At 42.5% G+C, this 26586-nt stretch carries 31 protein-coding genes; 21 read left to right on the top strand and 10 right to left on the bottom strand.

All coding sequences use genetic code 11. The annotated features are described in order from the left end of the window. The first annotated feature begins 2 nt into the window (after positions 1–2). The 8 genes from EDC16_RS00975 to tpiA are packed head-to-tail and all read left to right on the top strand — an operon-like array spanning position 3 to position 6911. The gene (locus EDC16_RS00975) at positions 3–836 is read left to right on the top strand and encodes a sugar phosphate isomerase/epimerase family protein (protein WP_132964481.1); all 834 of its coding nucleotides are present in this window, start codon (positions 3–5) and stop codon (positions 834–836) included. Between the two features lie 19 nt (positions 837–855). After that, positions 856–1809, top strand: a complete 954-nt coding sequence (locus tag EDC16_RS00970) for a sugar-binding transcriptional regulator (protein ID WP_132964479.1) — start codon at positions 856–858, stop codon at positions 1807–1809. Positions 1810–1835: 26 nt separating this feature from the next. Continuing rightward, positions 1836–2291, top strand: a complete 456-nt coding sequence (gene rpiB / locus EDC16_RS00965) for a ribose 5-phosphate isomerase B (RefSeq protein WP_132964477.1) — start codon at positions 1836–1838, stop codon at positions 2289–2291. A 50-nt stretch (positions 2292–2341) separates the two neighbouring features. After that, positions 2342–3319, top strand: a complete 978-nt coding sequence (locus EDC16_RS00960; protein WP_132964475.1) for a TRAP transporter substrate-binding protein — start codon at positions 2342–2344, stop codon at positions 3317–3319. A 48-nt stretch (positions 3320–3367) separates the two neighbouring features. Further along, positions 3368–3844, top strand: coding sequence for a TRAP transporter small permease (locus tag EDC16_RS00955; protein WP_132964473.1), 477 nt, complete (start codon positions 3368–3370; stop codon positions 3842–3844). Continuing rightward, positions 3844–5136, top strand: coding sequence for a TRAP transporter large permease (locus tag EDC16_RS00950; protein WP_132964471.1), 1293 nt, complete (start codon positions 3844–3846; stop codon positions 5134–5136). The genes EDC16_RS00955 and EDC16_RS00950 overlap by 1 nt, the downstream gene beginning before the upstream one ends. A gap of 12 nt (positions 5137–5148) precedes the next feature. Continuing rightward, entirely contained in the window at positions 5149–5829 is a 681-nt protein-coding gene (locus EDC16_RS00945) for a cyclase family protein (protein WP_132964469.1), read from the top strand. 11 nt (positions 5830–5840) lie between these two features. Further along, positions 5841–6911: a triose-phosphate isomerase gene (gene tpiA, locus EDC16_RS00940; protein ID WP_132964467.1), complete on the top strand. Its 1071-nt coding sequence runs from the start codon at positions 5841–5843 to the stop codon at positions 6909–6911. Positions 6912–6923: 12 nt separating this feature from the next. Here tpiA and EDC16_RS00935 read toward each other — a convergent pair whose 3' ends face one another. Beyond that, positions 6924–7502, bottom strand: coding sequence for a thymidine kinase (locus EDC16_RS00935; protein ID WP_132964465.1), 579 nt, complete (start codon positions 7500–7502; stop codon positions 6924–6926). 20 nt (positions 7503–7522) lie between these two features. Further along, entirely contained in the window at positions 7523–7759 is a 237-nt protein-coding gene (locus tag EDC16_RS00930) for a hypothetical protein (protein ID WP_132964463.1), read from the bottom strand. A 149-nt stretch (positions 7760–7908) separates the two neighbouring features. On the opposite strand from EDC16_RS00930, the gene dapF reads away from it, so the two are divergent. The 3 genes from dapF to xerC are packed head-to-tail and all read left to right on the top strand — an operon-like array spanning position 7909 to position 10336. Beyond that, positions 7909–8733 (top strand): diaminopimelate epimerase, encoded by an 825-nt coding sequence (gene dapF / locus EDC16_RS00925; RefSeq protein WP_132964461.1) that lies wholly within the window; start codon positions 7909–7911, stop codon positions 8731–8733. A 9-nt stretch (positions 8734–8742) separates the two neighbouring features. Continuing rightward, positions 8743–9435: a DUF484 family protein gene (locus tag EDC16_RS00920; protein WP_132964459.1), complete on the top strand. Its 693-nt coding sequence runs from the start codon at positions 8743–8745 to the stop codon at positions 9433–9435. 1 nt (position 9436) lies between these two features. Continuing rightward, positions 9437–10336, top strand: coding sequence for a tyrosine recombinase XerC (gene xerC, locus EDC16_RS00915; RefSeq protein WP_132964457.1), 900 nt, complete (start codon positions 9437–9439; stop codon positions 10334–10336). A 248-nt stretch (positions 10337–10584) separates the two neighbouring features. Here the strand turns inward: xerC and EDC16_RS00910 are convergent, their stop codons facing one another. The 4 genes from EDC16_RS00910 to lsrR form a co-directional block, all read right to left on the bottom strand. Further along, positions 10585–11115, bottom strand: a complete 531-nt coding sequence (locus tag EDC16_RS00910) for a SprT family zinc-dependent metalloprotease (protein ID WP_132964455.1) — start codon at positions 11113–11115, stop codon at positions 10585–10587. Positions 11116–11124: 9 nt separating this feature from the next. Further along, positions 11125–11958, bottom strand: a complete 834-nt coding sequence (locus EDC16_RS00905) for a class II glutamine amidotransferase (RefSeq protein WP_132964453.1) — start codon at positions 11956–11958, stop codon at positions 11125–11127. A 151-nt stretch (positions 11959–12109) separates the two neighbouring features. Further along, positions 12110–13687: an autoinducer-2 kinase gene (gene lsrK / locus EDC16_RS00900; protein ID WP_255296785.1), complete on the bottom strand. Its 1578-nt coding sequence runs from the start codon at positions 13685–13687 to the stop codon at positions 12110–12112. 117 nt (positions 13688–13804) lie between these two features. Continuing rightward, positions 13805–14767, bottom strand: a complete 963-nt coding sequence (gene lsrR, locus EDC16_RS00895) for a transcriptional regulator LsrR (RefSeq protein ID WP_132964451.1) — start codon at positions 14765–14767, stop codon at positions 13805–13807. A gap of 248 nt (positions 14768–15015) precedes the next feature. On the opposite strand from lsrR, the gene lsrA reads away from it, so the two are divergent. From lsrA to EDC16_RS12880, 8 genes are all read left to right on the top strand, one after another. Then, positions 15016–16536 carry an autoinducer 2 ABC transporter ATP-binding protein LsrA gene (lsrA, locus tag EDC16_RS00890; RefSeq protein WP_132964449.1) on the top strand — a complete coding sequence of 507 codons (1521 nt, stop codon included), beginning with the start codon at positions 15016–15018 and terminating at the stop codon, positions 16534–16536. Positions 16537–16555: 19 nt separating this feature from the next. Continuing rightward, a complete protein-coding gene (gene lsrC / locus EDC16_RS00885; RefSeq protein WP_132964447.1) occupies positions 16556–17557 on the top strand; it encodes an autoinducer 2 ABC transporter permease LsrC in 1002 nt (333 codons plus the stop codon). A gap of 10 nt (positions 17558–17567) precedes the next feature. Then, positions 17568–18593, top strand: coding sequence for an autoinducer 2 ABC transporter permease LsrD (lsrD, locus tag EDC16_RS00880; protein WP_132964445.1), 1026 nt, complete (start codon positions 17568–17570; stop codon positions 18591–18593). 53 nt (positions 18594–18646) lie between these two features. Further along, positions 18647–19666 (top strand): autoinducer 2 ABC transporter substrate-binding protein LsrB, encoded by a 1020-nt coding sequence (gene lsrB / locus EDC16_RS00875; RefSeq protein WP_132964443.1) that lies wholly within the window; start codon positions 18647–18649, stop codon positions 19664–19666. Between the two features lie 27 nt (positions 19667–19693). Further along, complete coding sequence (gene lsrF / locus EDC16_RS00870) at positions 19694–20572, top strand: 3-hydroxy-5-phosphonooxypentane-2,4-dione thiolase (protein WP_132964441.1); 879 nt, start codon at positions 19694–19696, stop codon at positions 20570–20572. An 85-nt stretch (positions 20573–20657) separates the two neighbouring features. Then, positions 20658–20972 (top strand): (4S)-4-hydroxy-5-phosphonooxypentane-2,3-dione isomerase, encoded by a 315-nt coding sequence (lsrG, locus tag EDC16_RS00865; protein ID WP_132964439.1) that lies wholly within the window; start codon positions 20658–20660, stop codon positions 20970–20972. Next, on the top strand, positions 20973–21686 hold the full coding sequence (locus EDC16_RS00860; RefSeq protein WP_132964437.1) for a beta/alpha barrel domain-containing protein: 714 nt from the start codon (positions 20973–20975) through the stop codon (positions 21684–21686). A gap of 112 nt (positions 21687–21798) precedes the next feature. Beyond that, entirely contained in the window at positions 21799–21924 is a 126-nt protein-coding gene (locus EDC16_RS12880) for a hypothetical protein (RefSeq protein WP_255296790.1), read from the top strand. Positions 21925–21994: 70 nt separating this feature from the next. Here EDC16_RS12880 and EDC16_RS00855 read toward each other — a convergent pair whose 3' ends face one another. The 4 genes from EDC16_RS00855 to EDC16_RS00840 all read right to left on the bottom strand — a co-directional run bounded on the left by EDC16_RS00855 (position 21995) and on the right by EDC16_RS00840 (position 25005). Beyond that, complete coding sequence (locus EDC16_RS00855; RefSeq protein ID WP_157330449.1) at positions 21995–22321, bottom strand: type II toxin-antitoxin system RelE/ParE family toxin; 327 nt, start codon at positions 22319–22321, stop codon at positions 21995–21997. Next, a complete protein-coding gene (locus tag EDC16_RS00850) occupies positions 22308–22580 on the bottom strand; it encodes a type II toxin-antitoxin system Phd/YefM family antitoxin (protein WP_132964433.1) in 273 nt (90 codons plus the stop codon). The genes EDC16_RS00855 and EDC16_RS00850 overlap by 14 nt, the downstream gene beginning before the upstream one ends. 129 nt (positions 22581–22709) lie before the next feature. Further along, a complete protein-coding gene (metK, locus tag EDC16_RS00845) occupies positions 22710–23864 on the bottom strand; it encodes a methionine adenosyltransferase (RefSeq protein ID WP_132964431.1) in 1155 nt (384 codons plus the stop codon). A 127-nt stretch (positions 23865–23991) separates the two neighbouring features. Further along, positions 23992–25005 (bottom strand): PTS sugar transporter subunit IIC, encoded by a 1014-nt coding sequence (locus tag EDC16_RS00840; protein ID WP_132964429.1) that lies wholly within the window; start codon positions 25003–25005, stop codon positions 23992–23994. 199 nt (positions 25006–25204) lie between these two features. Here EDC16_RS00840 and EDC16_RS00835 point away from each other — a divergent pair, with 199 nt between their 5' ends. Together EDC16_RS00835 and rdgB are read left to right on the top strand one after the other, a co-directional pair. After that, the gene (locus EDC16_RS00835) at positions 25205–25816 is read left to right on the top strand and encodes an HAD family hydrolase (RefSeq protein WP_132964427.1); all 612 of its coding nucleotides are present in this window, start codon (positions 25205–25207) and stop codon (positions 25814–25816) included. A gap of 21 nt (positions 25817–25837) precedes the next feature. After that, on the top strand, positions 25838–26425 hold the full coding sequence (rdgB, locus tag EDC16_RS00830) for an RdgB/HAM1 family non-canonical purine NTP pyrophosphatase (RefSeq protein ID WP_416069070.1): 588 nt from the start codon (positions 25838–25840) through the stop codon (positions 26423–26425). Positions 26426–26586: the final 161 nt, after the last annotated feature.

Below are 26586 nucleotides of genomic sequence, written 5' to 3'. Positions count from 1 at the left end.
AAATGGATAATAAACTTACATTATCAGTAAATACATCTATCTATGATGGATATGATTTAGAAACTACCCTAGCATCAATCAAAAAATGCGGTTTTGATCATTTTGAATTAGCATATAACCAAGGGTATGTAGGGAATTTAAATCAAAACTTATTTAGTGTTGAAAATGCAAACATGGTTAATAATTTGAAACATAAATATGCATTATCAACTCTTGCATTAGGTTGCACAATGGATTTATCTACTGATGGGTTATTTGATATTTTCTCTTCAAGATTACATTTCGCTCAATTAATTGGTGCTAAATATATTAATGTCTGTACAACTAAATTAGAAAATAAGCAAAAAATGCTTGAAAACTTAAAGTTTTTACGCCCACTGCTAGAAGAAACCGGTTGTGTATTATGTTTAGAAAATGGTGGGGATTATAATTTTGATGCCTTTATTACCTTAGAAGATGGGGTCACGTTATTAGATATTCTAGGAAAAGATATTTATGCACTTAATTTCGATCCGGGTAATATGTTCACTTATAATAAAGAATTAAATTTAAATTCGCAGTCAGTGAATTCTCTAGCATATAGCCAATATTTTCATATTAAAGATGTCGTAATTTTAGAAGATAAATTTGTATTTACACCTATTGGTGATGGCGTGATTAATTATCAATATATCATTCAAATTTTAAAACAAAAAAATATACCTTGTAGTTTAGAGATTCCATTGAGAATGTATCGAGATTTAGATTCAACCCCTAGAAGAAAAGAAAATAAGGTAGATATTAACCTCATTGAAGAAACGTTGATAAAATCAAGAGAATATATTGAAAACATTTGACTTAATATAGGTAAATAAGATGGATTACAAAGAAGTAGATTTATTGACTGAAATTGCAATTGCATATTATGAACACGATTTAACTCAAGAGGAAATAGCGCATAAATTTAATATTTCAAGAATTAAAGTTGGACGTTTATTAAAAAAAGCAAGGCAAGAAGGCGTGGTAGAAATAAATGTAAAATACCATCCAATATTTACATCACAGCTGGAAAAAAGATTAATCGATAAATTCGGTATTCAAAGAGCCTTGATTGCTATTGATGAACATAATGAAAATGAGCAAAGAAAGCAGGTTGCCACATTAGTCAGCTCTTATTTATCGAATACCTTAAAAGATGGCATGACCGTTGCCGTTGGGCAAGGGCGAAATGTTGCTGCAGTGGGTGAGCATATTGGTATTTATCCGAATCGTCATTGTAAATTTATTTGTGGTATCGGAGGTGTGCAACGTAATGGTGATCCGGTGGATGCGGATCATATTTGTAGGAATCTTTCCCGTAAATTTAGTGGCATAAATGAAACTTTATATGCACCGGCTTATTTAGAAGATAAAGAGTTTCGCGATGTTTTTATGAAAAATGGCGTAATTAAAGAAACATTAGATCGTGCTCGCAAAGCTGATATTGCTTTAGTGGGTATTGGGGATATGAATGAAAATAGCTATATGGTGCAGCTCGGTTGGTTTAGTCCACAAGAAGTGACTGAAGCAAGAATAAACTTAGGTGTAATTGGCGATATTGCTGGTTATGGTTTTTTTAATCTTCAAGGAGAGCCTGTTGATACAGTAATGAATAATCGAGTTATTGGATTAAGCTTGGAAGATTTACAAGCCATTCCTTGTGTTATCGGGATTGCCTCAGAAAATACCAAAGCTATGGCAATATTAGGAGCTTTACGAACAGGGATTATTGACATCATTGCGACTAGTGCAGGAAATGTTAATACAATTTTAAATTTAGCAAAGATCTAATTAATTGAGTTACTTAAGGAGGAAATATGAAAATAGCTATTGGCTGTGATGAAGCAGCATATAACTTAAAGGTAGAGCTTATAAAATATCTGGATTCGTTAGGTATAGAATATGAAGATTTTGGTGCGGATGCAGGAGATATTGTTCTTTATCCCGACGTTGCAGAAGCAGTGGCATTAGCAGTCTCAGAAGGAAAATATGAACGTGCTATTTTAACTTGCGGTACCGGAATCGGTATGTCTATTACAGCAAATAAAATTCCGGGGGTGAGAGCTGCTGTATGTCACGACATATTTTCGGCAGAACGAGCACGCAAAAGCAATAATGCTCAGATTATCTGTTTTGGGGAGCGAGTTATTGGCGTAGAACTCGCTAAATCAATACTAAAAGTATGGCTAGAATGTGACTTTGCCGGTGGAGGTTCAGCCCCCAAAGTTGAGAAAATTAATGAAATTGATGCGAAATATCATAAAACATTGTGATTAAGCACATTATAAATTTGTTTTATCCACAACAACACTAAGAGGTTATTATGAAAAAACTTAATCTTATTTCAGCCGCGGTATTCTTTGCCTCTATTTCCAGCCATACCTTAGCAGCCGGAGAACATATTTTAGCATTAAGTCATTACGGTTCACCAAGTGATACCATTACTAAAGCAACTGAATTAATGGCGAAAAGAGCTAATGAACTTTCTAACGGTCGTATTACTATTAAATTACATCCTAATAGTGAATTAGGTCCGTCAGGTACACAAATTGATGGTACTCGGATGGGAACTATCGACATTGTTGTTGTAGGGAACCCATATTATACCACATTCAATGAAGAGCTTAATTTACTTGATTTACCTTTCTTATTTAGAGATGAAGCTCACGTTGAAAAAGTCTTAGCAGGAGAAATTGGTAATAATCTTCTAAAATCTTTGGAAAAATCAGGATTAAAAGGTTTAGCGTTCTATGAAATCGGCTTCCGTGATATCACCAACAGTAAAAAGCAAATCACCACAGTGAGTGATTTATCCGGTTTAAAATTAAGAACAACACCTAACCCGGCACATATTGCTGCATTTAAAGAATGGGGAGCAAACCCAACTCCAATGCCATTTAATGAAGTATATTTTTCACTCAAAACAGGTGTGATCGACGGTCAAGAAAATCCAGTACATCACATTTATAATAATAATTTACAAGAAGTACAAAAATACCTTTCTTTAACCCATCACGCCTATACCGCAGCACCCATGGCAATGAATTTAGAACGTTTTAATTACATGGATAAAGAAGATCAAGAAATTTTATTACAAGCAGCAAGAGAAGGGGCTGAATTAGAGAAACAATTAAATATTGAAGAAAATAAAATCTATCTTGAGAAACTCAAAGAACAAGGCATGGAAGTAGAAGCTAATCCGGATGTAAATACATTCCAAGTCGGTGCTAAAAAAGCTTGGGATGATTATGCTAAAAAATTCGGTGACAGTATTATTCAACAAGTTACTGATACCAAATAAGTATTTACAACTATAGTTGATTAAATAAAGAAAAAGGAGGCTAACGCTATGATTGAGCAATATGAGAAATTTGTGAATAGGACGTTTCTATCATTAGGATGTCTCTTTTTTCTTGTTATTGTTGTAATGACTTTCGTCCAAGTGATTACTCGATATGTGGTGAATATCTCGTTTCCTTGGGCTGAGGAATTTCTACGATTTTGTTATACATGGATGATTTTATTCGGTATTTTAACAACCACTCAAATACAAGTACCATTACTTCGTATTATGATTTTTGAGCGGCTCAAATATGGCTGGATACTTTCATCAATGTTATATATTGTGATGTTAATCTGCTTATTTATTTTAGTAAAAGGTGGTTTGAAATTATACGAAATGAATGTAAACAGCTATTATTCTGCATTCAAAATTTCTATTTCATGGGTATATGTGCCGTTTATCATTTGCCTTTCCCTTGAAATGATAAGAATCATTATCGCATTTGTATCATTAGCTAAAATTAAAAAAGTGAGGGAATTATAATGTCATTTATTGTATTACTTGGGGTTATGTTCATCCTAACTGTATTCGGTTTACCGTTATTTTATAGTATTATTTTTGCTTCTATTGTAACGTTATTTGTATTTTTACCTTATATTCCTTTTACAATCGTAGCACAACAAGTGATGCAAGGATTAGATACCAATGCATTGCAAGCACTCGCCTTTTTCTTTTTAGCCGGAGAATTAATGAGTGTAGGCGGTATTACTTCTCGCATTATTCGTTTTGTTACTTCCTTAATTGGACGCTGGAAAGGCTCATTAGCATACATTAATATCTTATCGAGTTTATTTTTTGGTTCTATTAGTGGTTCTGCTGTCGCTTCAACTGCGGCTATTGGTAGCTCACTAATCCCTGAAATGAAAAAAAATGGCTACCCGGCTCCTTTTGCAGCAGCATTAACCCAGTCCGCATCTATTATTGGTCCGATTATCCCGCCAAGTGTACCGATGATTGTTTTTGCCGCATTAGCCGGTGCCGGAGTTTCGGTCGGTAAAATGTTTATGTCCGGCATTATTCCTGGAATCATGATTGCTTTAGTGTTAATTTTAATCACATTTGTACTCAGTAAAATTTATAAATATGGTAATAAATCTACCGAATTTAGTCTAAAAGAAGTAAAAAATAGTGCCAAAGATGCTATTTGGGCATTGCTATGCCCGATTATTATTTTATACGGTATTATCTCCGGTGTGTTTACCGCTACAGAAGCCGGGGCTGTCTCCGTTGTTTATGCGTACTTAGTAGGTACTTTTGTATATAAAGAATTGAGCTTTGAGCGTTTGAAAAAAGCCCTAATTTCCTCATTAAAAGGCACTATCACTGTCATGTTGATTGTGGGGGCATCATCTATTTTTGCTTGGATGATCGCACGCCTTCAAATTAGTCATCAAGTTGCGGCTTGGGTATCGTCTGTTTGTGAGAGTCCGTTAGAAGCACTCATTCTCATTAATATCATCGTGTTATTTATCGGCATGGTTATGGATCCGACTGCTGCATTAACTATTTTAGTGCCGGTATTTATGCCGATTGTAAATCAATTTGGCATTGATCCTATTCACTTCGGTTTGGTTATTATTCTTAATTTAATGATTGGGTTGGTTACTCCGCCGGTAGGTTATCTCATATTCTTATCAGCCAATATAGCGGAATGTGAACCGATAAAAGTGTTGAGAAGCAGTATACCCTATCTATTTTCACTATTCGCATTGCTAGTACTCTTAATTATTGTACCTGAATTTAGTACATTCTTACCGAATTTACTCTTCCAATAGGAGAATCGAATTATGAATAAATGGATAGATTTATCAATGCCTATTTCAACCAACCACGTACGTTGGAAAAGTGCGGTAGAAAAAAAGGGAAATTTTGAACAAGGCGATTTATTTGAAGCAACACAATTGCGGGTATCTTGCCATGCGTTTACCCATATGGATGCACTGAGCCATATTAAAAAAGGAGCCTATAACATATTAGATATTGCTCCTGAAGTATTTATCGGAGAATTCCACGTTTTAGATTTGGCAGAGTGTATCACCGATAATTTTGCCATTACTGCTGAAGTTTTAGCAAAAATTTGGCCAACTACGCAAAAATATCAGAAGTTTATTTTTAAAACTTGCTGGGATACGCATTACAGCTATAACTCCAAACAATTTTGGGGAAATGCCCCATATATCACCGATGACGGCGCAGCATATCTTGCAAGTAAAGAGATTGAAATTATTGCCTTTGACTTTCCGCAAGATTATCCGATTCGTGGCTGGCTAACCGACACAATGGAAAAACCACTCAGCAAACATGTTACCCACCATCATTTATTAATGAAAGGTGTTACCTTGGTAGAATATCTGTGCAATACAGATAAGATCACCTACTCAGAAATTGATGCATTAATGATCCCGATTGCTATTGAGAATACAGACGGTGCACCTTGCCGAGTGTTCATTAAAAATAAATCGCATTAAGGAAAAATATCATGTCCACAAAAAAAATTTATTTCGGAACAAATTTAAAAATGTACAAAGGCAATCAAGCAGTTGTTCAGTATCTCTCTGAACTGTCTGATTTTGCCAATAATCTTCAACCAGAATATGAAATTACATTATTCGTTATTCCGTCTTATACCACATTAAAAGATGCCGTTTCTTGCGCGCAGGAAAAAACAGGTCGCCTACCGATTAAAATCGGTGCTCAAAATATGAACCCTAATGATAATGGACAATTTACCGGGGAAATTTCTCCGTTAATGTTAAACGAATTAGGTGTACAGCTGGTGATGATTGGGCATTCCGAACGTCGCCATGTGATGAAAGAAACTGATCAAGAAGAAAATGAAAAGGTATTATCGGCATTAAAACATGGCTTTACTACGTTGCTATGTATCGGTGAAACACTTGAACAGAAAAATTACAATATTTCTGATGAAGTGTTAAGAACCCAGCTAAAAATTGGATTACAGGGTGTTTCAGTGGAGCAACTACCATCTTTATGGATTGCTTACGAACCGGTTTGGGCGATTGGCACCGGTGGCATTCCGGCTACAGCAGATTATGCCGATGAAAAACATACAGTGATTAAGCAATGTTTGCTTGAACTGTTCGGAGAAGAAAGTAAAAAAATTCCGGTTTTATATGGAGGCAGTGTTAATCTGGAAAACTCAAATGAGTTAATTTTACAACCTCATATTGACGGCTTATTTGTGGGACGAAGTGCCTGGGATGCGGAAAACTTCTATCAACTCATTATAAACACTTTGGACGTAGTTTCTGCTGAAGAAATGAGGAGCATTTCGGATGAAAATGAGTTTAGCATAATTGCTAGACAATTGATTAACGAATTAGGGGGGAAAAGTAATATTAGTGCATTAACGCATTGTGCTACACGTATTAGAGTTGTTTTAGATGATGAGACTAAGATAGATAAAATAGCTATTGAAAAAATTAGTATGGTGAAAGGTATTTTTTCAATTACAAAGCAGTTTCAAATAATATTTGATAAGCAAATTATTGATGATATATATTCTGAATTGAAAATATTATTGAAATAGTAGATCGCTACACTAGCATCCCAACCGCTCTTTATAATGCCGGCGGCAAACAGACAAATAGCTGTCATTTCCGCCGATTTGAATCTGCTCGCCGGCTTTGACTACTTCGCCTTTTTCGTTCAAACGCAGTACAAAGTTAGCTTTGCGACCACAGTAACAAATAGTTTTCAGCTCTTCCAGTTGATCTGCCCAGGCTAATAAATATTGGCTGCCTTTGAACAATTCTCCCTGAAAATCGGTGCGTAAACCATAGCACAATACCGGAATGTGCAGTTTGTCGACCACATCACTCAGTTGATATACCTGTGTTTTGGTTAAAAACTGGGCTTCATCGACCAAAATACAGTGCAGCGGTTGTTGACGAATTTGCGCTTTGATTTGTTGGTATAAATCCGTTTCATTGGTGAACACCAATGCTTCTTGGCTGATGCCGATGCGTGAGGTGACTTTGGCTGTGCCGAAGCGATTGTCGATTGCGGCAGTGTAAACCAAGGTGTTCATGTGCCGCTCGCGATAGTTATAAGAGGACTGTAGCAAGGTGGTTGATTTGCCGGCGTTCATTGATGAGTAGTAAAAATAGAGTTTTGCCATAATCTGTGATTCGTTCTAAATCAATTTTTTAGCCAGTAGTAAATCCAGTAGAACAAGACGCTGACTAAAACCGGTAAACATGCCAGCACAAAAATGCCGACAGTGGTGCTGGCGCCAAACCAGTGCCCAAGTGCGGTCAGATAATCCATCAATTGTTCTGTGGGTGGGGTGAACAAAAAATAGGCAATAATGGCAATGCTGATAGCACAACCCAATCCAGCCGCATGCATCGCCTGTGTTTTTTTGATATTTTCCATAACTCGTCCGCTCAAAATAAAAATTGTTGGAATCCTATCATAACAAACTATTTGGCAAAAGGCATTTGGCAAACGGTGCTGATGAATCATTTAGACATTCCCCTAGCTTGGTTTATAATGTGAATATGATTAAAAATAAAGGACATGATATGCAATTTTCAAAAATGCACGGTCTGGGAAACGATTTTATGGTGGTGGACGGCATCACACAGAATGTTTTTTTCCCAGAAGGCACGATTCGTCGCTTGGCGGATCGTCATCGAGGTGTGGGTTTTGATCAATTGTTGTTGGTTGAACCGCCTTATGATCCGGATATGGATTTCCATTACCGCATTTTTAATGCCGACGGCAGCGAAGTGGCGCAATGCGGCAACGGTGCGCGCTGTTTTGCGCGTTTTGTGCAGTTGAAAGGCTTGACCAATAAGAAAGAGATCAGCGTTAGTACCCAAAAAGGTAAAATGGTGCTGAGCATTAAAGATGACGATCAAATCCGAGTCAATATGGGCGAGCCGATTTGGGAGCCGAGTAAAGTGCCGTTCAGCGCCAATAAATTTGAAAAAAATTATATTTTGCGTACCGATTTGGAAACCGTGCTGTGCGGTGTGGTGTCGATGGGCAATCCGCATTGTGTGCTGACGGTTGATGATGTGGTGACAGCGCCGGTCAAACGTTTAGGATCACTGTTGGAACGCCACGAACGTTTTCCGGAGCGTGCCAATATCGGTTTTATGCAGGTTTTAAACCGCGAGCAGATTAAACTGCGAGTGTTTGAACGCGGTGCGGGCGAAACCCAAGCTTGTGGCAGCGGCGCTTGTGCCGCGGCGGCAGTCGGCATCATGCAGGGTGTGTTGGATCATCGGGTCGAAGTCGAGTTGCCCGGCGGAAAATTGTTGATCGAATGGCAAGGCGAGGGCAAACCGTTGTTTATGACCGGTGATGCGACGCATCTGTTTGACGGTTATATTCGATTGTAAGGGGTTGTGATGAGCGAAGAATTGAACGCAAGTGCGGTAGCGGATTATCTGCGTCAGCATCCGGATTTTTTTCAGGACCACCCGCAATTGTTAGACCAATTGCAAGTGACACACCGACAGAAAGGGGTTTTGTCGCTGGTCGAAGCCAAGCTGCAACGCCAACGTGATCAATTGCAGCGGCAACAGCAGGAGCTGGATACGATTCATAAAATGGCAGAACACAATGAGCGAATGTTTTTCAGCTTGTTACCGCTACAAACCCGATTTTCACAAGCTAAACGCTTACCTGACGGGTTAACGATCTTGCAAGACTGGACAACCGCACTTGGCTTGCAAAAAGGCACGCTGTTGCTGTTTCGAGACAGTTGGGTGGAAAGCGAGGAAATCGCAGCGCACAATTGGTTGGATCGCACTGCATTTGAAATTATCCGTTTGGAACGTTTCGGTTTGCAGCGCCACTATTTAGGCACCTTGACGCACCGTGAAAAAACGTTGTTGTTATTGCCGGAGGATTTTCCTGTCGGATCGGTGGCGGTGTGTTTGTTAGGCAAACGTAAATCGCGCCACCCTTACACGGCGGTGCTGTTGTTTGCGGCAAAAGACGAACGCCATTTTCACCGTCATCAAGAGACTACTTTTTTGCAACAGTTAGCGGAAATGGTCGAACAACATTTAGATCATTGGTTGATTGAGAAAATTTAACATGGGTACAAGTGCATTTTTACAACCAGTGCAGAATTATTTGAATTACCTGCGTATTGAGCGTCAGTTAAGCGATTTAACAATTGCCAACTATGAACGTCAATTAATAGTATGTATCAGCATTTTGCAATCACAGCAGATTGAAAACTGGCAACAAGTTGATGCCAGTGTGGTTCGCTTTATTCTAGCCGTCAGTAAAAAACAGCACTTATCTGCAAAAACCTTGGCGCTGCGTCTTTCCAGCTTGCGCGGCTTCTTGAACTATCTGCTGTCACAAGGTGAAATCGAGGTGAATCCGGCAAGTGCAGTTTCTGCACCGAAAGCAGCTAAACGTTTACCGAAAAATATTGAAGCCGAACAGCTTGGATTACTATTGGATAGTTCGAGTAAGGAGCCGATTGATATACGTGATTTGGCGATGATGGAGCTGATGTATAGTGCCGGTTTGCGCTTAAACGAGCTGCGACAGCTGAATGTCCGTGATTTACAAAGCCGCAGCAGAGAATTGCGCGTGATCGGCAAAGGCAACAAAGAGCGGATCTTGCCTTACGGACGCTATGCCGCACAAGCGCTGCAAAAATGGCTGGCGGTGCGGGTGTTGTTTAATCCGGAAGACGATGCCTTGTTTGTTAGCCAGCGAGGCAAACGAATCGGCCACCGTGGGATCCAAAAACGCTTGGAAGTGTGGGGGCAACGGCAGGGCTTGCCAACCCATTTAAACCCGCACAAGCTGCGCCACTCGTTTGCCACCCATATGCTGGAATCCAGCTCCGACCTGCGTGCGGTGCAGGAGTTGTTAGGACACGCCAACCTCTCCACCACCCAAATCTACACCCATCTGGATTTCAAACACCTTGCCGACGTGTACGACTCCGCCCACCCGAGGGCGAAGCGGAAGTGAGTAAGGTTGTGCCGCAATAATTCCTTCTCTCCTTGTGGGAGAAGGACAGATTTTGGCTTCGTTCAGAAGCAAAAATCAGGATGAGGGGGCAGGATGTAGTGCTGTGATCCGATATATCACCCTCATCCGCCCTTCGGGCACCTTCTCCCATCAAGGGAGAAGGAAGTCATGCGTTGGCAATTGAGTTGGTGAAAACGCTGGAGCGTAGTCGTTAGGATTCCCTCTCCCATCAAGGGAGAAGCAAACTATCACCGCACCAGTTTCTTCGCATCTTCTTCCAGTAAAACACCTTTACACACCCGACAATGATAACGCACTTTATTGCGTAGGATATTATTGTGGCGGCGCACGCTGAGCTGGTGGGTTTGGCAGTCGCAGCGGTAAGCAACGGTTTTGCCTTGCACACGTTGCACATCAAATTGGTGGCAGGTGTCGGCGGGCAGTTTAAACAGATGTTGCATCACAAACTGCCACTCTTTGCCGTGTGGTTGCACCCGCCCGAAGACTTGGTACACAATTAAATGCGCCAGTTCGTGTGGTACGACTTGGCGCAAAAATTCCTCGCTGTTTTCCAACAGCAAAGTGCGGTTCAGGCGGATTTCATTTTGTTGCAGATAAGCAACGCCGGCTTTCACACCACGCAGGTTAAAATTAAATTCCGGCATGGCAAAAGTGCGGTTGAAATGCTGTTCGGCGAGAGCCAAACAGGCACGTAAGCGGCGGCTGATTTGCAGATTGAGGTGGCGCAGTTGTTGCTGCTCGTTGGGTAAAATTGACATAAAGTGCGGTTATACAGCCTGAAGCGCCATTTTCAACCCTTTCGCTTCGGTCGGGTAATACGGATTGGGCGGCGTGTGGCGCAGTAAAATTTCGCCGTTTTGAAACAGCGCCAATTCATTGACTGCCAATTGTTGCCAATTTTCATTATCGGTTAACGGCAACGTGGCGATCACCGCCACCCGATCATTCGGCGTGGTGACCGAAGCAAAATCAATTTGCACGTCATCATCAACCAATTTTGCCTCGCCAAACGGTGCTTTACGCACGATATAATGTAACAACGAGCCGGTGTGGGTGATCAACCATTCACCGTTGGAGAGCAGAAAATTCAGCAAACCGCATTGGCGTAATTGCTGTGCGATATTGTCCACTTCGCTAAAAATTTGCTCGACACTTGGCGAGTAATCAAATTTCTGGCGTAAGGTTTCCAGCAAATAGCAAAACGCTGCTTCCGAATCGGTCGTGCCGACCGGGCGGTAATATTGCCCCTCATTTGGTTGAAAGCCTTTCAAATTGCCATTGTGAGCAAACAGCCAATATTGTCCCCACATCTCACGCATAAACGGATGGGTATTCGCCAACAAAATCGGCCCCTGCGTCGCCTTGCGGATATGCGCAATCACATTTTTCGACTGAATCGGATAGTTACGCACCAAATCCGCCACCGGTGAGGTGGCACTGGCTTTGTCGTCGTGAAACAAACGCACACCCTTGTTCTCAAAAAAACCGATCCCAAATCCGTCCGCATGCGAATCGGTTAACCCGCCACGACAACGGAAACCCTCAAACGAAAACACAATATCGGTCGGGGTGTTGCAGTTCATACCGAGGAGTTGGCACATGGTTTTTCCTTAGGTCATGGTTTTGGGGATTATGAGCTAAGTGTATATAACGGCTGAGATAATGTAAAACAATCTCGTGTTCTAAATTAGATTGTTAGGCTATAAATAGAAAAATATCAGACCGTCAATGACAGACCACCAATGACAGCCCCTATAATCCAGGCGCTTTCCAAAGCGAGGTGGTGAGGTCGGAATCGACTAACAGCAGCTGTTGATGGTAAATTTCTATCCACTTCTTTTTATGGGCTTGATAAATGGCGTGGTTTTGTTGGTCGGGCTGATGCTGCCGTTCGAATTTGACCAATTTTTTACCGGCTGCGCGGAGGGAAGGGTAGGCTCCCACGCCGACACCGGCAGCGATGGCACAGCCAAGTGCGGTTGCCTCTTTCACAACAGGAATATTAACCGTTAATCCGGTGACATCGGCTAAAATTTGGCTCCAAAGCTGGCCTTTAGCACCACCGCCGGCAAAAACGACAGAACTCAGTTTAACCCCTGAAAATTTTTGCACTTGATCTAAATTACAGGATGAAACAATCGCGGCATTTTCCTCCAACGCGCGGAACAGTGCTGCTTTATTGCATTTGGCGGAGTCCAAAGAGAGATTAATAAAGGAAGGCGAAGCGTGATACCAAGATTTAAAATGCATTGCATCGGAGAACACCGGCACAATGTCATTGGAACCGACCGGTACCCGAGCTGCCATTTGTTCTAATAATGTGTAGGTATCAATGCCCAGTTGTTCGGCAAGGTGCTTTTCCGCTTCACAAAAAGCATCTCGGAACCAGCGCATGGTTAACCCGGTGAAAAAGCTGATCGATTCGGCTTGCACCAGTGGCGGAATAACATGCGGATTAACACGGATATTCATCTCAGGATCGGTTTTTGCTTCAGGCAAATTGACCACCTGCTGCCAGAAAGTGCCGCCGATAATCGCTGCTTGCGAAGCTTCGGTGATGCCGAGTCCGACGCAACCCAGTTGCACATCACCACCGCCAACAACCACACATGTTTCGGTGTTAAGCCCGGTTGCTGCTGCAATCTCTGACCGCACTTTACCTAATAAGCTTCCGGTTTCTTTCACTGCTGGCAAAATATCTGAGTTTAAGCCGACCGCCTCTAACAAATCCGGTTGCCAATTTCGGGTTTTCAGATTTAGCAGACCAGTGGTTCCAGCGTTTGACGGCTCTACCACCAGTTCACCGCTCAACATAAATGCCAGCCAGTCGCTAATCATGCTGATGGCATGAACTTGGGCATAAAGTTCGGGCTGATGTTTCGACAGCCACAATAAACGGGGAATCGCACTTAATGCTAAGGTTTGTCCTGAGATATCATACACTTTTTTCTCAAAAGTGCGGTCATTTAACATTTTTAATGCTTTAACTTCTTCGACTGCTCTGGCATCAACATTGCCGCATGCCCAGATAGCACGCTGTTGTTGGTCATAAAGCACGATCCCCTCACGCATTGAGCAGGTTGAAACCGCTACAATTTGTGCAGCGTCTATGTTGGCGCGTTGGATTGACTGTTTAATACATTCACTGGCAAGTTCCCAATTAGGCTGTAAATCAAAATTCATTGATCCTGGAATTTGTGGATCGGCTAAATGTGTCCACTCTTTTTGTGCCGAGCTGATTTGGTTGCCTTGTAAATCAAAAATAACCGCTCTTACACTTCCGGTTCCGGCATCTAAAGCCATGAGATAATGATTTGAGTTGCTATCCATTTGATTTCCTCCAAGTGAATGAAATAAATGTATAGGCGTTTGATTTTAAAATAATACCGTGTTAACTCAAATTGGTTGCTTGATCTTAAACTTAAACGCCTACAGTTTTTAATGCCACTATACAATTTGTGCCAAAATCATTTTTGCTGTCTTCTCCTCGGTCACGAGGGAATTGATATATTTTCCGTTTAAAGCGCTTAAAATCGCATCGACTTTGTTCTCGCCGCCGGCAATTCCGATAACGGTCGGTATTTTGACTAATTTTTCTAACGGTAGGCTGATCAGTTCATCGTGCAATGGGATATCGGGCTGTAATGTACCGTCATGCTGCATAAAATAGCCGAGAATATCACCAATAGCGCCTTTGGAACGTAATTCTTGTTGCCCTTCTTCATTGATATAACCAGAACGAATCAAGGTGGCTTGCCCTTTTTGTTGGGTAGAGCCTATCCCGACAATCGCCACATCGGCGGCACCGGCGGCAAGCATAATATCGCGGACACAGGCTTCTCGTTTAAATAGTTTTGCGGCTTCAACTGAGGAAGCTCTTAATGGCGCCGGAATGATGCTGATACTGCAAGACCCGTCCAATTCTCCGATGCCTTTCATATATGGACCAACACCGCCGGAAAGCGTAATTAATTTCAACTGATTACTGGTGATAAATTCGTTGCAGTATTTGATTGTCTGCATAATTGTTTCACCAAAACCGATTGCCATCAGCTGATTCGGCTTCATCAGCGACATCAACATCTGCGAAGCGCCGATCCCTAACCGGGTATTAATTTCGTGCTGTTCCAATGCCGGTAAGACTCGAATATGCTTGAGATGAAAATATTGTTGCAGCGCTTCCTCTAATTCCAAACAGCCTGTAAAGCGTGAGTTAATTTGTACTTTTATCACGCCAAGCTGTCGCCCTTTTTCCAGTAAACGCGACACTTTCAATCTAGGAATATCGAGCCGTTTGCCTATTTCTCCTTGGGTCAGATTATCGTGGTAGTAAAACCATGCAATTCTGGCCAGCATCTCCTCTTCAGTCATGCTGTGTGGAATATGTTCCGCTTCTTTTACTCGGCTCATCTTAGGTTTCCTTATTCTTGTTTAATGTATTATTCATATGATTTTATTTTTATCAATTGTTCATTTTGTTTTTATTGCATAACCGTGATTGAGATCACAGATAACGCTTAAATCAGATTTTTCGCTTATTTTACACTAAATCAATCTATTTTTTGTGATATTGATCACTGTTATTTAAATTTTTATCTGATAGCTTAATGAACAAATGAAAAATAAAAATATATTTGTTCATTAATTTGGTGGGGGTTATGGAAAACAGATCTTCAGAAAAAAGATTATTACTGAGAACACAAGGTGTCAGTAAATCATTTTCCGGCGTTGAAGTTTTAAAAGACATCAACTTTGAGCTGTATTCCGGACAAGTTCATGCGCTTTTGGGGGGAAACGGGGCGGGAAAATCGACCTTGATGAAAATCATTGCCGGTATTCAGCCGCAAGACAGTGGCGCAATTGAGATTAACGGTCAGTTACAAAGTTCGTTATCGCCGAGCAAGGCGCATCAGTTAGGCATCTATCTGGTGCCGCAAGAACCACTGCTGTTTCCGAATCTCAGCGTGAAAGAGAATATTTTATTTGGTTTGAAAGCCAATCAGCAGAGTGAAAACAAAGTGAATTCGTTGCTACAAGAGTTGAATTCACATCTGAAATTGGAGATGCAGGCTGGATTATTGGAGGTGGCGGATCAACAGCTGGTTGAAATTATGCGCGGATTAATGCGCGATGCCTCTATTTTGATTTTAGACGAGCCCACAGCGTCTTTAACTCCGGTCGAAACCGAGAGCTTGTTTAAAAAGATCCGCTCGCTATTGGCAAAGGGTGTCGGAATTGTCTTTATCTCGCATAAGCTACCGGAAGTTTGGCGAATTTCAGATGTGATCAGTGTGATGCGTGACGGCTATATTGCGCTTAATGGGGCAATAAACACGCTGAATCGAGAGGCTGTGATTGCAGCGATTACGCCAAAATCCAAATCAGCCCATTTAAGCGAAGCACAAAAACTCTGGTTGGAATTACCGGGACATAATCGAGTCAAAACTACCGATGTGCCGATTTTACAAGTGAAAAATTTGACCGGCGAAGGATTTAAAAATATTAGTTTTGAAATTTACCCCGGAGAGATTTTAGGTTTGGCAGGGGTTGTTGGCGCAGGCAGAACCGAGTTGGCAGAGACTTTATATGGTTTGCGTAAAGAGAAAAACGGAGAAATTATTTTTGATAACCACACAATAAATCCGCTTGGCATCAAACAGCGGTTGCAACAGGGAATTGTTTATTTGCCTGAAGATCGACAGGCTTCGGGACTGTATTTAGATGCACCACTTTCTTGGAATACCTGTGGTTTGACTTATACCCAGATGGGATTTTGGCTTAATCAAGCAAAAGAAGAGGCGATTTTAGAGCGTTATCACAGAGCAATCGGCATTAAATTTAACCACCCTTCGCAGTTGGTCAGAACATTATCCGGCGGCAATCAGCAAAAAATTCTGATCGCGAAATGTCTGGAAGCCGATCCGGCGTTATTAATTATTGATGAACCTACTCGTGGGGTTGATATTGGCGCGAGGGCGGATATTTATCAATTAATAAAAAATATAGCCAAGCAAAATGTGGCTGTTTTATTTATCTCTTCCGATTTAGAGGAAATTGAGCAGATGTCGGATCGGGTTTTCGTGATGCACGATGGGGAAATTGGATCGGCGTTAACCGGGAAAAATATTAATTCAGATAATATTATGCACATGGCATTCAGTGGCCAGACCGCACTTTAATCAATAAAAGGATTTTATTATGTGGAAGTTTATACAAAATAACCGTGAGTTGACTATTGTATTCGCTATCCTGTTTTTATTTCTGTTATTAATCATGTGGAGTGACAGTCGTTTTAATTTGCAAACGGTGACAATGATATTTACCTCTGCGCAAATCGTGATGTTGCTGTCAATCGGGGCGACCTTTGTTATTTTAACTCGAAATATTGATGTATCGGTCGGCTCAATTATGGGATTGTGCGCGGTGATTATGGGCAGTTTGCTTAATTTAGGTTATGAACTGAGCGTTGCTTTTATGTGCACAATACTATGCGGCTTTTTAGCCGGATTATTTAATGGCATTTTGGTGACAATATTACGGATCCCTGCCATTGTCGCTACATTAGGCACGTTAGGTTTATATAAAGGTATTATGTTGTTATTAACCGGCGGTAAATGGATTGAGGGGTTGCCACAAGAACTAAAATCGTTATCGAAACCGATGTTATTCAATATTTCCCCTATCGGTTGGTTATTAATTCTATTCATTATCGCAGCTTATATTTTGTTGACTAAAGTGCGGTTAGGCAGAAATTTTTATGCGGTCGGCGATAATTTGCAAGGCGCATTACAGCTTGGTGTGAACGTTAATTTAATTAGAATATCAGCCTTTGCCATTAATGGTATCACCGCTGCGTTAGCCGGCATTGTGTTTGCCGCACAAATAGGATTTGTCCCCAATTCAACGGGGAACGGGCTGGAGATGAAAGCCATTGCAGCTTGTGTATTAGGCGGCATTAGTTTATTGGGCGGTTCGGGTAATATTATCGGTGCAATATTAGGCGCTTATTTTCTTATTGAGATTGATACGATTCTGGTCTTATTAAAGGTGCCGGCGTATTGGAATAATTTTGTGGCAGGTATTGTTTTATTAGCAGTTTTAGTATTTGACGGGCGTATTCGAATCATGATCGAAAAAAATATTAAATTACAACGTTATGCCCGCTTTCTGAAAAATGATCTCACCCAAAATAAATTATAGGGCAGATGATATGTTGAAACTAAAAAGCAATATCAGAAAATATGGTTGGGAAACCGCACTTTTTTGCCTGTTGATCATCGAAATATTAGGCTTTGGAATGTTGAATCCCAGAATGCTGGATATGAATGTTTTGCTGTATAGCACCAGCGATTTTATTTATATCGGTATGTTGGCGTTGCCGTTAACCATGATTATTGTCAGTGGCGGTATCGATATCTCTTTTGGTTCGACGGTTGGTTTATGTGCCATTTTTCTCGGCGTTTTGTTTAAAGCCGATATCTCCTTGTTTATTGCGATTCCATTAACGCTGTTATTGGGTGGAATATGCGGTTTGTTTAATGCCGGATTGATTATTTACACCAAAGTCAATCCGCTCGTCATCACGTTGGGCACTATGTATCTCTATGGCGGCGGTGCATTACTGCTATCCGGCTTTGCCGGGGCAACCGGTTACGAAGGCATCGGCGGTTTTCCGGATAGTTTGCTGGAATTTGCCAACCAAACCCTATTTGGAATTCCGACACCGATTATTTATTTTCTGATTATGTCGGCCATGTTTTGGTTATTAATGCATAAAACAACTGTGGGCAGAAGTACTTTTCTGATTGGTCAAAGTGAACGAACCGCACGCTATAGTGCGGTGCCTGTGAATAAAACGCTGTTTACCATCTATTCGGCCATTGGCTTGGTAGCGGCATTTGTTGCGATTTTACTGGTTTCCTATTTTGGTTCTGCCCGATCGGATTTAGGCAGTTCGTTATTAATGCCGGTGTTAACCGCCGTGGTATTGGGCGGTGCGAATATCTACGGCGGTTCGGGTTCTATTCTTGGCACGGCAATCGCTGCATTATTAATAGGTTATTTACAACAAGGCTTACAGATGATTGGCATTCCCAATGAAATATCCAGTGCGTTATCAGGAGCACTTTTGATTCTTGTGTTAATTGGGAAGTCCGTCAGTTTGCATTACGGCACAATACGTTATTGGATGCGTCGCAAAATCGGAAAGTCGGTGATTCATCATCACCAACCATAAAGGAGCATACTGATATGCAGTATGTTTTATAAAACTCAAGCAGGAGAACACTTATGAAACATTTACTTATGAAATCAACCGCACTTGCAGTGGCGTTAGGCTTATCTGCAATCAGTACCGCCAATGCTGCCGATCGTATCGCTTTTATTCCTAAGTTGGTTGGTGTGGGGTATTTCACCAGTGGCGGACAAGGTGCGGTTGAAATGGGAAAAACGTTGGGTGTGGATGTGACTTATGACGGACCGACGGAACCGAGCGTTTCCAACCAAGTACAGTTGATTAATAACTTTGTTAATCAAGGATATAACGCAATTGTGGTTGCAGCAGTTTCACCAGACGGTTTGTGTTCTACGCTGCAACGGGCGATGAAGCGCGGGGTAAAAGTGCTCACTTGGGATTCCGATACTAACCCAGAATGCCGTAGTTACTATATTAACCAAGGGACACCAACTCAACTAGGTTCTATGTTGGTTGAAATGTCGTCCAGCCAAATTACCAAACCGAAAGCCAAAGTGGCGTTTTTCTATTCCAGCCCGACGGTTACCGATCAGAATCAATGGGTAAAAGTGGCGAAAGAAAAAATTGCAGCGGAGCATCCGGAGTGGGAAATCGTCACGACTCAATTCGGCTATAACGACGCCATTAAGTCGCTACAAACGGCAGAAGGTATTTTGAAAGCCTATCCGGATTTAGATGCAATTATCGCACCGGATGCCAATGCGCTACCGGCGGCAGCGCAGGCAGCAGAAAATCTTAAACGGGAAGGGGTGACGATTGTCGGATTCAGTACCCCAAATGTGATGCGCCCTTATGTGAAGCGCGGTACAGTGAAACAGTTCGGGCTATGGGACGTGGTACAGCAAGGCAAAATTTCAGTTGCGGTGGCAAATGACGTGCTGAAAGGAAAATCCCTAAAAGTGGGTGATAAATTAGATATTCCGGGGGTGGGAATGGTCGAGGTATCGCCAAACAGTGTACAGGGTTATGACTATGAAGCGGCAGATAACGGTATTGTTGTTTTACCGCAACGGGTGGTGTTCACCGCAGAAAATATTGATAACTACAATTTCTAATCATTTGGACATTAACAGGAGATAAGCATGGCAGATTTAGATGATATCAGAGATGGTAAGGACTTTGGTGTGGACAGACCACAGACCAATAAAGCATTTTACATGAAAGGAGTCGGCGCTTTGGACTGGGGAATGCAGTCGCGTTTGGCGAATATATTTAATCCCAAAACCGGCAAAACCATTATGTTGGCATTTGATCACGGCTATTTTCAAGGGCCGACAACTGGTTTGGAACGGATTGATTTGAATATCGCACCGTTGTTTGAATATACCGATGTGTTGATGTGTACCCGCGGAATTTTACGCAGTGTTGTGCCACCGGACACCGGTAAGTCGGTGGTGTTGCGGGCATCAGGTGCTAATTCGATTTTAACTGAACTTTCCAATGAGGCGGTTGCGGTCTGTGTGGAAGATGCGGTGCGGTTGAATGTGTCGGCAATGGCAGCTCAGGTTTATATCGGGACCGAACATGAACACCAATCGATTAAGAATATTATTCAATTGGTGGATAGTGGCATGCGTTATGGCATCCCGACCATGGCAGTCACCGGGGTTGGAAAAGACATGGTGAGAGATCAACGCTATTTTTCATTAGCTACCCGTATAGCGGCAGAAATGGGCGCGCATGTAATCAAAACCTATTATGTTGAGAAAGGGTTTGAGCGTGTTACGGCAGGTTGTCCGGTGCCAATTGTGATTGCTGGCGGTAAAAAACTTCCTGAACAAGAAGCATTGGAGATGTGCTACCAAGCGATTGATCAGGGGGCAGCCGGTGTTGATATGGGGCGCAATATTTTCCAATCGGATGCGCCGATTGCGATGTTAAAAGCGGTGCATGCGGTTGTACATGGCGGAGAAAACGCAGCAACAGCTTATCAACTTTATCTCAGTGAAAAAAATAAATAAATAACGATCAACCGATCCTAATGGCAGGTGTCGCAACGCTTGCCATTATATCGTTATCTAAGTTTGGTATATTTAGGAGCCTACTATGTTTGCTATGTTGGTGGAAATCAATATCAAAGAAGGAAAAGAGCAAGCTTTTCTAGATGTTTTTGCGGCAAATCATTATGGGACTCGGAAAGAGCCCGGTAATTTACGGTTTGATGTGTTGCAGGATCCGGAAGTTAAAACCCGATTTTATGCCTATGAAGTATATAAAAATGAGGCTGCTTTGCAAGCGCATCGGCAAACGGCTCATTATCATCAATGTGTCAAAGAGTTGGAACCGCTGATGACCGATTCCAGAAGTAAAAAAGTCTTTAATTGGATCTTGCCACAAGACATTAGCGATGAAGAGAAGTAAATGAAAAAAAGTAAATCACAAGTTATTCAAGCGATGAAATCTCAACCCCTTAGCGTTGGGATTCTCTCTTCAAACTGGTTGGAATTAAAGCAAAACTTATCTATTTTACAGAATAATCGGCTTAAATTGCTGCACTTTGATCTGGCGGATGGACAATTTTCACCGCTGTTTACGGTAGGCGCCGGGGCGATAAAGCAATTTCCGGATCTCTTCTATAAAGATGTACATTTGATGGTGAAAAATCAGTGTGAACTGGCGAAAACCTGCGTGGCAAATGGGGCGGATATTGTGACATTACAGCTCGAAGGTGATGGTGATTTAGCGGAGACATTGGCATGGTTAAATGCGCAAAGTGCGGTTGAAGAACAGCAGCCTGTTTTGGGCGGGATCAGCTTATGCCCCGACACCGATCTATCACAATTAGCACCTTACTTGGATCAGGTTGATGTAATCCAAGTGCTGACCTTAGATCCGCGAAGCGGCGAAAAAGCGGATGAGTTTTCCGTGCTGACGCGAATTAAATCTATAATTAATATCTTAGGAACAAAAAGACAGGATAAAATTATCAGTGTTGACGGAGCGATGACACTGGATTTAGCAACGAAAGTGCAAGCATTAGGCGTAGATTGGGTGGTTTCCGGCAGTGCGTTATTTGCCGATGGCAATTTAGAGCAGACATTAAAAACTTGGCAGGCGCAGTTAGGCTATCAGTAACAAGTGCGGTTCAACTTTTTTTGATCTGCGCCGTTTTAATGTTGTGTTGGAAATGCCGAATTTGCTGATCCGCAACAAAGAAGCCTTGATTCGGGAGTTGGCAGGTTCGTAGTTGAGGGAAGTCTATATCTGTTATTTCTCACAATCTGAATCGCTCACGCTGGCGATATTGACCCGTGCGGTGAATGTGGTTTCAGAGATTGCTACCGTTGAGCCGCAAAAACCGTTTGCCGAGTAATTGCTGACCGCACTTGAAGGGGAGTGTTAGTTGAAAACCGCAGGGAAAGTTGCCGCGCTGGGGTTTTGAACTAGGGATTTAATAGCGCCGCCCAGTTTCGCTTTACATAAATAATTCGGACGATATTCACGGTATTCTTTGTTCCATTGAGTCTGAAAAAAATCGCATACTTTTTTACTGAAATTTGGCGGTAGCCCATTGCCGCCAATTTTTTATCTCTAACCAATGCAATACGTTGAGGCATTTCAACCAGTGATGCTATAGTGGTTTCAAACTCCTCCAGCAGTTGAAGAGCGGTTATTGGTGCCGAAAGTTGTGAAAAAACATAGGTAATAATGTCGTGTAAATCTGTTTTAGCCGTATCTGATATTTCGACATGATATTTATTGCTTGTCACCAATCACCTCATTGCGCAGCTCTTGGAATACTTGTTCAAATGGGTGTGTTTTGCCCGCAGCAATCGCTTGTTCGCCCTCTTGCAATAAATGGTATAACTCTAAACGTCCGACTAATTTTTCGTAGGTTTCGATACTCATCACGGCAAGATCTCCTTGCCCATTTTTGGTGATAAACACAGGTTCTTGTGTTTGATTGCAAAAAATCGAAATCTCATTATAGTTATTTCGTAATTCGGTGCTGGATTTAATCGTAGGCATACAATGTCCTTAATACAGAGGTTGGCTAAAGATATTATAAAGAAATTTCTGTAGATTAACAGACCCTAGAGTGGCGAAATAAAAAATGCGGTTCAGCCTTTCAGCCAAACCCTACTTTTCAGTCAAAGATTATTTTAACCCAGCCGCACTTCTCAATTCTTCGGCACGATCCACTTTTTCCCAAGGGAATTCATCGCGTCCGAAGTGGCCGTAGGTGGCGGTTTTGCGGTAGATCGGTTGGATCAGATCCAGCATTTTGATTAAACCGTATGGGCGTAGGTCAAAAAATTCACGCACCAGTTTCACCAATAATTCTTCGCTGACTTTCGCCGTACCGAAGGTTTCGATCATAATCGAGGTTGGTTCGGCAACGCCGATAGCATAGGAAAGCTGGATTTCGCAGCGTTCGGCTAAACCGGCGGCAACGATGTTTTTCGCCACATAGCGCGCGGCATAAGCCGCAGAGCGATCCACTTTGGACGGGTCTTTGCCGGAGAATGCACCGCCGCCGTGACGGGCAGCGCCGCCGTAGGTATCGACGATAATTTTACGTCCGGTCAAGCCACAGTCGCCCATCGGGCCGCCGATGACAAAGCGACCGGTCGGGTTGATAAAATATTTGGTGTCGGCGGAAAGCCATTCGCTCGGCAGAATTGGTTTGATAATCTCTTCCATCACCCCTTCGTAAATCTGTTTTTGATCCACTTCTTCGCTGTGCTGGGTGGACAGCACCACGGCGTCAATCCCGACAATTTTATGCTTGTCGTATTGGAAAGTGATTTGGCTTTTGGCATCGGGGCGCAACCAGTTCAATGTGCCGTTTTTGCGCACTTTTTCTTGCTGTTCCATTAAGCGGTGGGCGTAAGTAATCGGTGCTGGCATAAAGACTTCGGTTTCGTTGGTGGCGTAACCAAACATAATGCCCTGATCGCCTGCGCCTTGTGCCAGCGGATCGGCGCGGTCAACTCCTTGGTTAATATCGGAAGATTGTTTGCCGATGCCGTTCAGCACCGCACAAGAGTGGCCGTCGAAACCCATGGTGGAGGAGGTGTAGCCGATATCGCAAATCACTTGGCGTGCGATATGTTCAATATCGACCCACGCTGAAGTAGTGATCTCGCCGCCGACTAATGCCATACCGGTTTTTACATAGGTTTCGCAAGCGACGCGCGCTTTCGGGTCTTGTTCGATGATGGCGTCCAACACCGCATCGGAAATCTGATCGGCGATTTTGTCGGGGTGGCCGGCGGAAACGGATTCGGAAGTAAATAGATAATTAGACATATTTTCTCTTTTGTTTGCTATTACGTAATCTGGGAGTTACGCTATTTTGGACGCGTAACCATCTGGACGGCTATAATACCGATTTTGCCTAAAAATACCAAATAATTTTTACTGGCTAACCGCACTTTTAACTATTGATTTTGAGATCACCGGCTTTAATCCACCCTTTACGTCGAAAAATTTGCGCAATGCTCAGGGTTAAAACGGCAGGCAGGATAAAATGCAGTAAAATAATGGCTAACCAAACCGCACTTGAGTTGCCCATGGCATCGAGGGTGCCGATCTGCCCGACTAAGCCGCTGGTGCCCATACCAGCGCCGCTGGGAATATTTGACATTTGAAAGGTGAGGGTGGCGACCGGACCTAAAATGGCACTGCTGATGATCGGTGGCAGCCAGATTTTTGGGTTACGCACAATATTCGGCATTTGCAGCATGCTGGTGCCCAGTCCTTGACTGAGCAGCCCGCCCCAACGGTTTTCGCGAAAACTCATCACCGCAAAACCGACCATTTGGCAACAACAGCCGACAGTGGCAGCACCGGCGGCTAACCCGCTTAAAGATAAGGAAATCGCAATAGCAGCGCTGGAAATCGGCAGGGTCAACACAATTCCCATGACCACGGCGACCACCATACCCATTACTAGCGGCTGCAACTCGACCGACCACATAATCAAGCTACCGATTTGATTCATTAATGCCGAAATTGGTGCGCCAAGCAGTTGCGCTGTGGCGACACCGACACACAGCGTCACCGCAGGGGTGACAATAATATCCACCACCGTGATTTTGCTGACCAACTTGCCGAATTCCGCGCCAATCGCAGCCGCAAAGAAGCAACCGACCGGACCGCCTAGCGCGGCACCGGCCAGACCGGTGATAGTGCTGCTGAGTAATACTAATGGTGGCGCTTGTAGTGCATATGCTACACCGACACCAATGGCGGCACCCATTGCCTTTTGTGCCTGCAAGCCGACATCAACCAACCAGCTAATCTCCGTCCAAGTGCCGATATTTTTTAAAATTAAGCCGATAATCAGCGAGGAAAACAGCCCTAACGCCATAAAATTCAAGGCGTCAATCGCATAACGTTTGAGGCTGAATTGAATATTCTGCTGTTGCAAAAAGGTTTTAATTGTCATCACTCGGTTCCTTGGTAATTGTTTTTTGTAGCATATACTTTTCATTTTGGTCGTCAAGCGGTTTTTATCGCGCAGCATAAATTTATAAAAAGAGATTGATCATCAGAAATTTGTTCAACATCGCAAAGTGCGGTCGACGTGGCTATCTAAAATAGGAGGAATCGGCTAAGATAACTTGAATTGAATTCAGGAGGTGGTTATGCCAAATAATATGCGAAAAACCGTGATTTTTGATTTGGGTAATGTGTTGATCAATTGGGCGCCGGACGAGATTCTGCAACGTTTCACCGCAGATCCTGTTGAAAGAGAGCAGTATCGACAGGTGTTTTTCAGCCAAACTTGGCTGGCGTTGGATGCCGGTTTAATCGAATATGACAATGCGCTGAAGCTGTTTTCGCTACTGTTGGAAAAACCGTTGAGTGAAATGGAACGTTTTATGCAAACCGTACGTGAGTCGCTCGATCCACTGCCGTTAGCGTTGGCGTTATTGCATGATTTGGCTCGCCGTAAAGTTGATTTAATCTGTATCAGCAATATGCCGCTGCACGCCGATGCTTACCTGAGAAAGCGTTATGATTATTGGCCTCTGTTTCGTGGCATCGTAATTTCGGCACAGGTGCAATTGCTGAAACCGCACTTGGATATTTTTCACTATGCGATCGAACAGTATCAGCTCGCCCCTGATCGCTCGTTGTTTATCGATGATTCGAAAGCCAATATTGATGCCGCACAAAAGTGCGGTATTCAAGGGGTGTGGTATCAGAATGATCAGGCAGGGATTGAACAGGTGTATCGTTTTTTAAATCAGTAAGGCTATGCAAAGGTATAAATAATGAAACAAAAAATCGTTTTGGCAACCGGTAATCAAGGCAAAGTGAAAGAGATGTCGGATGTGTTGGCACAGTTTGGTTTTGAAGTAGTGGCGCAGAGTGAATTCGGTATTGAAAGTCCGGAGGAGACCGGTTTGACTTTTGTAGAAAATGCAATTTTGAAAGCACGCCATGCGGCAAAAATCAGTGGCTTACCGGCGATTGCCGATGATTCCGGTTTGAGTGTGACCGCACTTGGCGGTGCGCCGGGGCTGTATTCCGCCCGTTATGCCGGAGAAGAAGGCAATGATGCCAAAAACCGAGTAAAGCTGTTGCAACAAATGGAAAATCAATACGATCGTTCAGCAAAATTTGTTAGCGTGATTGTGCTATTGCAACACGAAAACGATCCAACTCCGATTATTGCGGAGGGAGAGTGTCATGGTGAGATCCTGTCAGAAGAACGAGGTTCGAATGGATTTGGTTATGATTCACTGTTTTTTTATCCTCCAAAGCAAGCAAGCTTCGCCGAATTGCAACAAAATGAGAAGAAAAAAGTGTCACATCGTGCTCATGCGCTACAGCAATTACAGTTGAAATTGGTTAATTAATAGGCTGATTAGAATTATATCAATGTTATAGGTGGCATATTGTTTTATTAAAGTGTGATCGTGATCAACTAATTGAATATTCATAATAGGTGGAGTGGTGATTTGCTTATAAAATCCGCCCACCAAAACTAATTAATTTTTCCTATTAAATAAAAGAGGTG

It is taken from the genome of Testudinibacter aquarius (assembly GCF_004342725.1).
In the GTDB taxonomy this organism is placed as follows: domain Bacteria; phylum Pseudomonadota; class Gammaproteobacteria; order Enterobacterales; family Pasteurellaceae; genus Chelonobacter; species Chelonobacter aquarius.
This window is presented reverse-complemented; position numbering and strand designations above follow the sequence as displayed.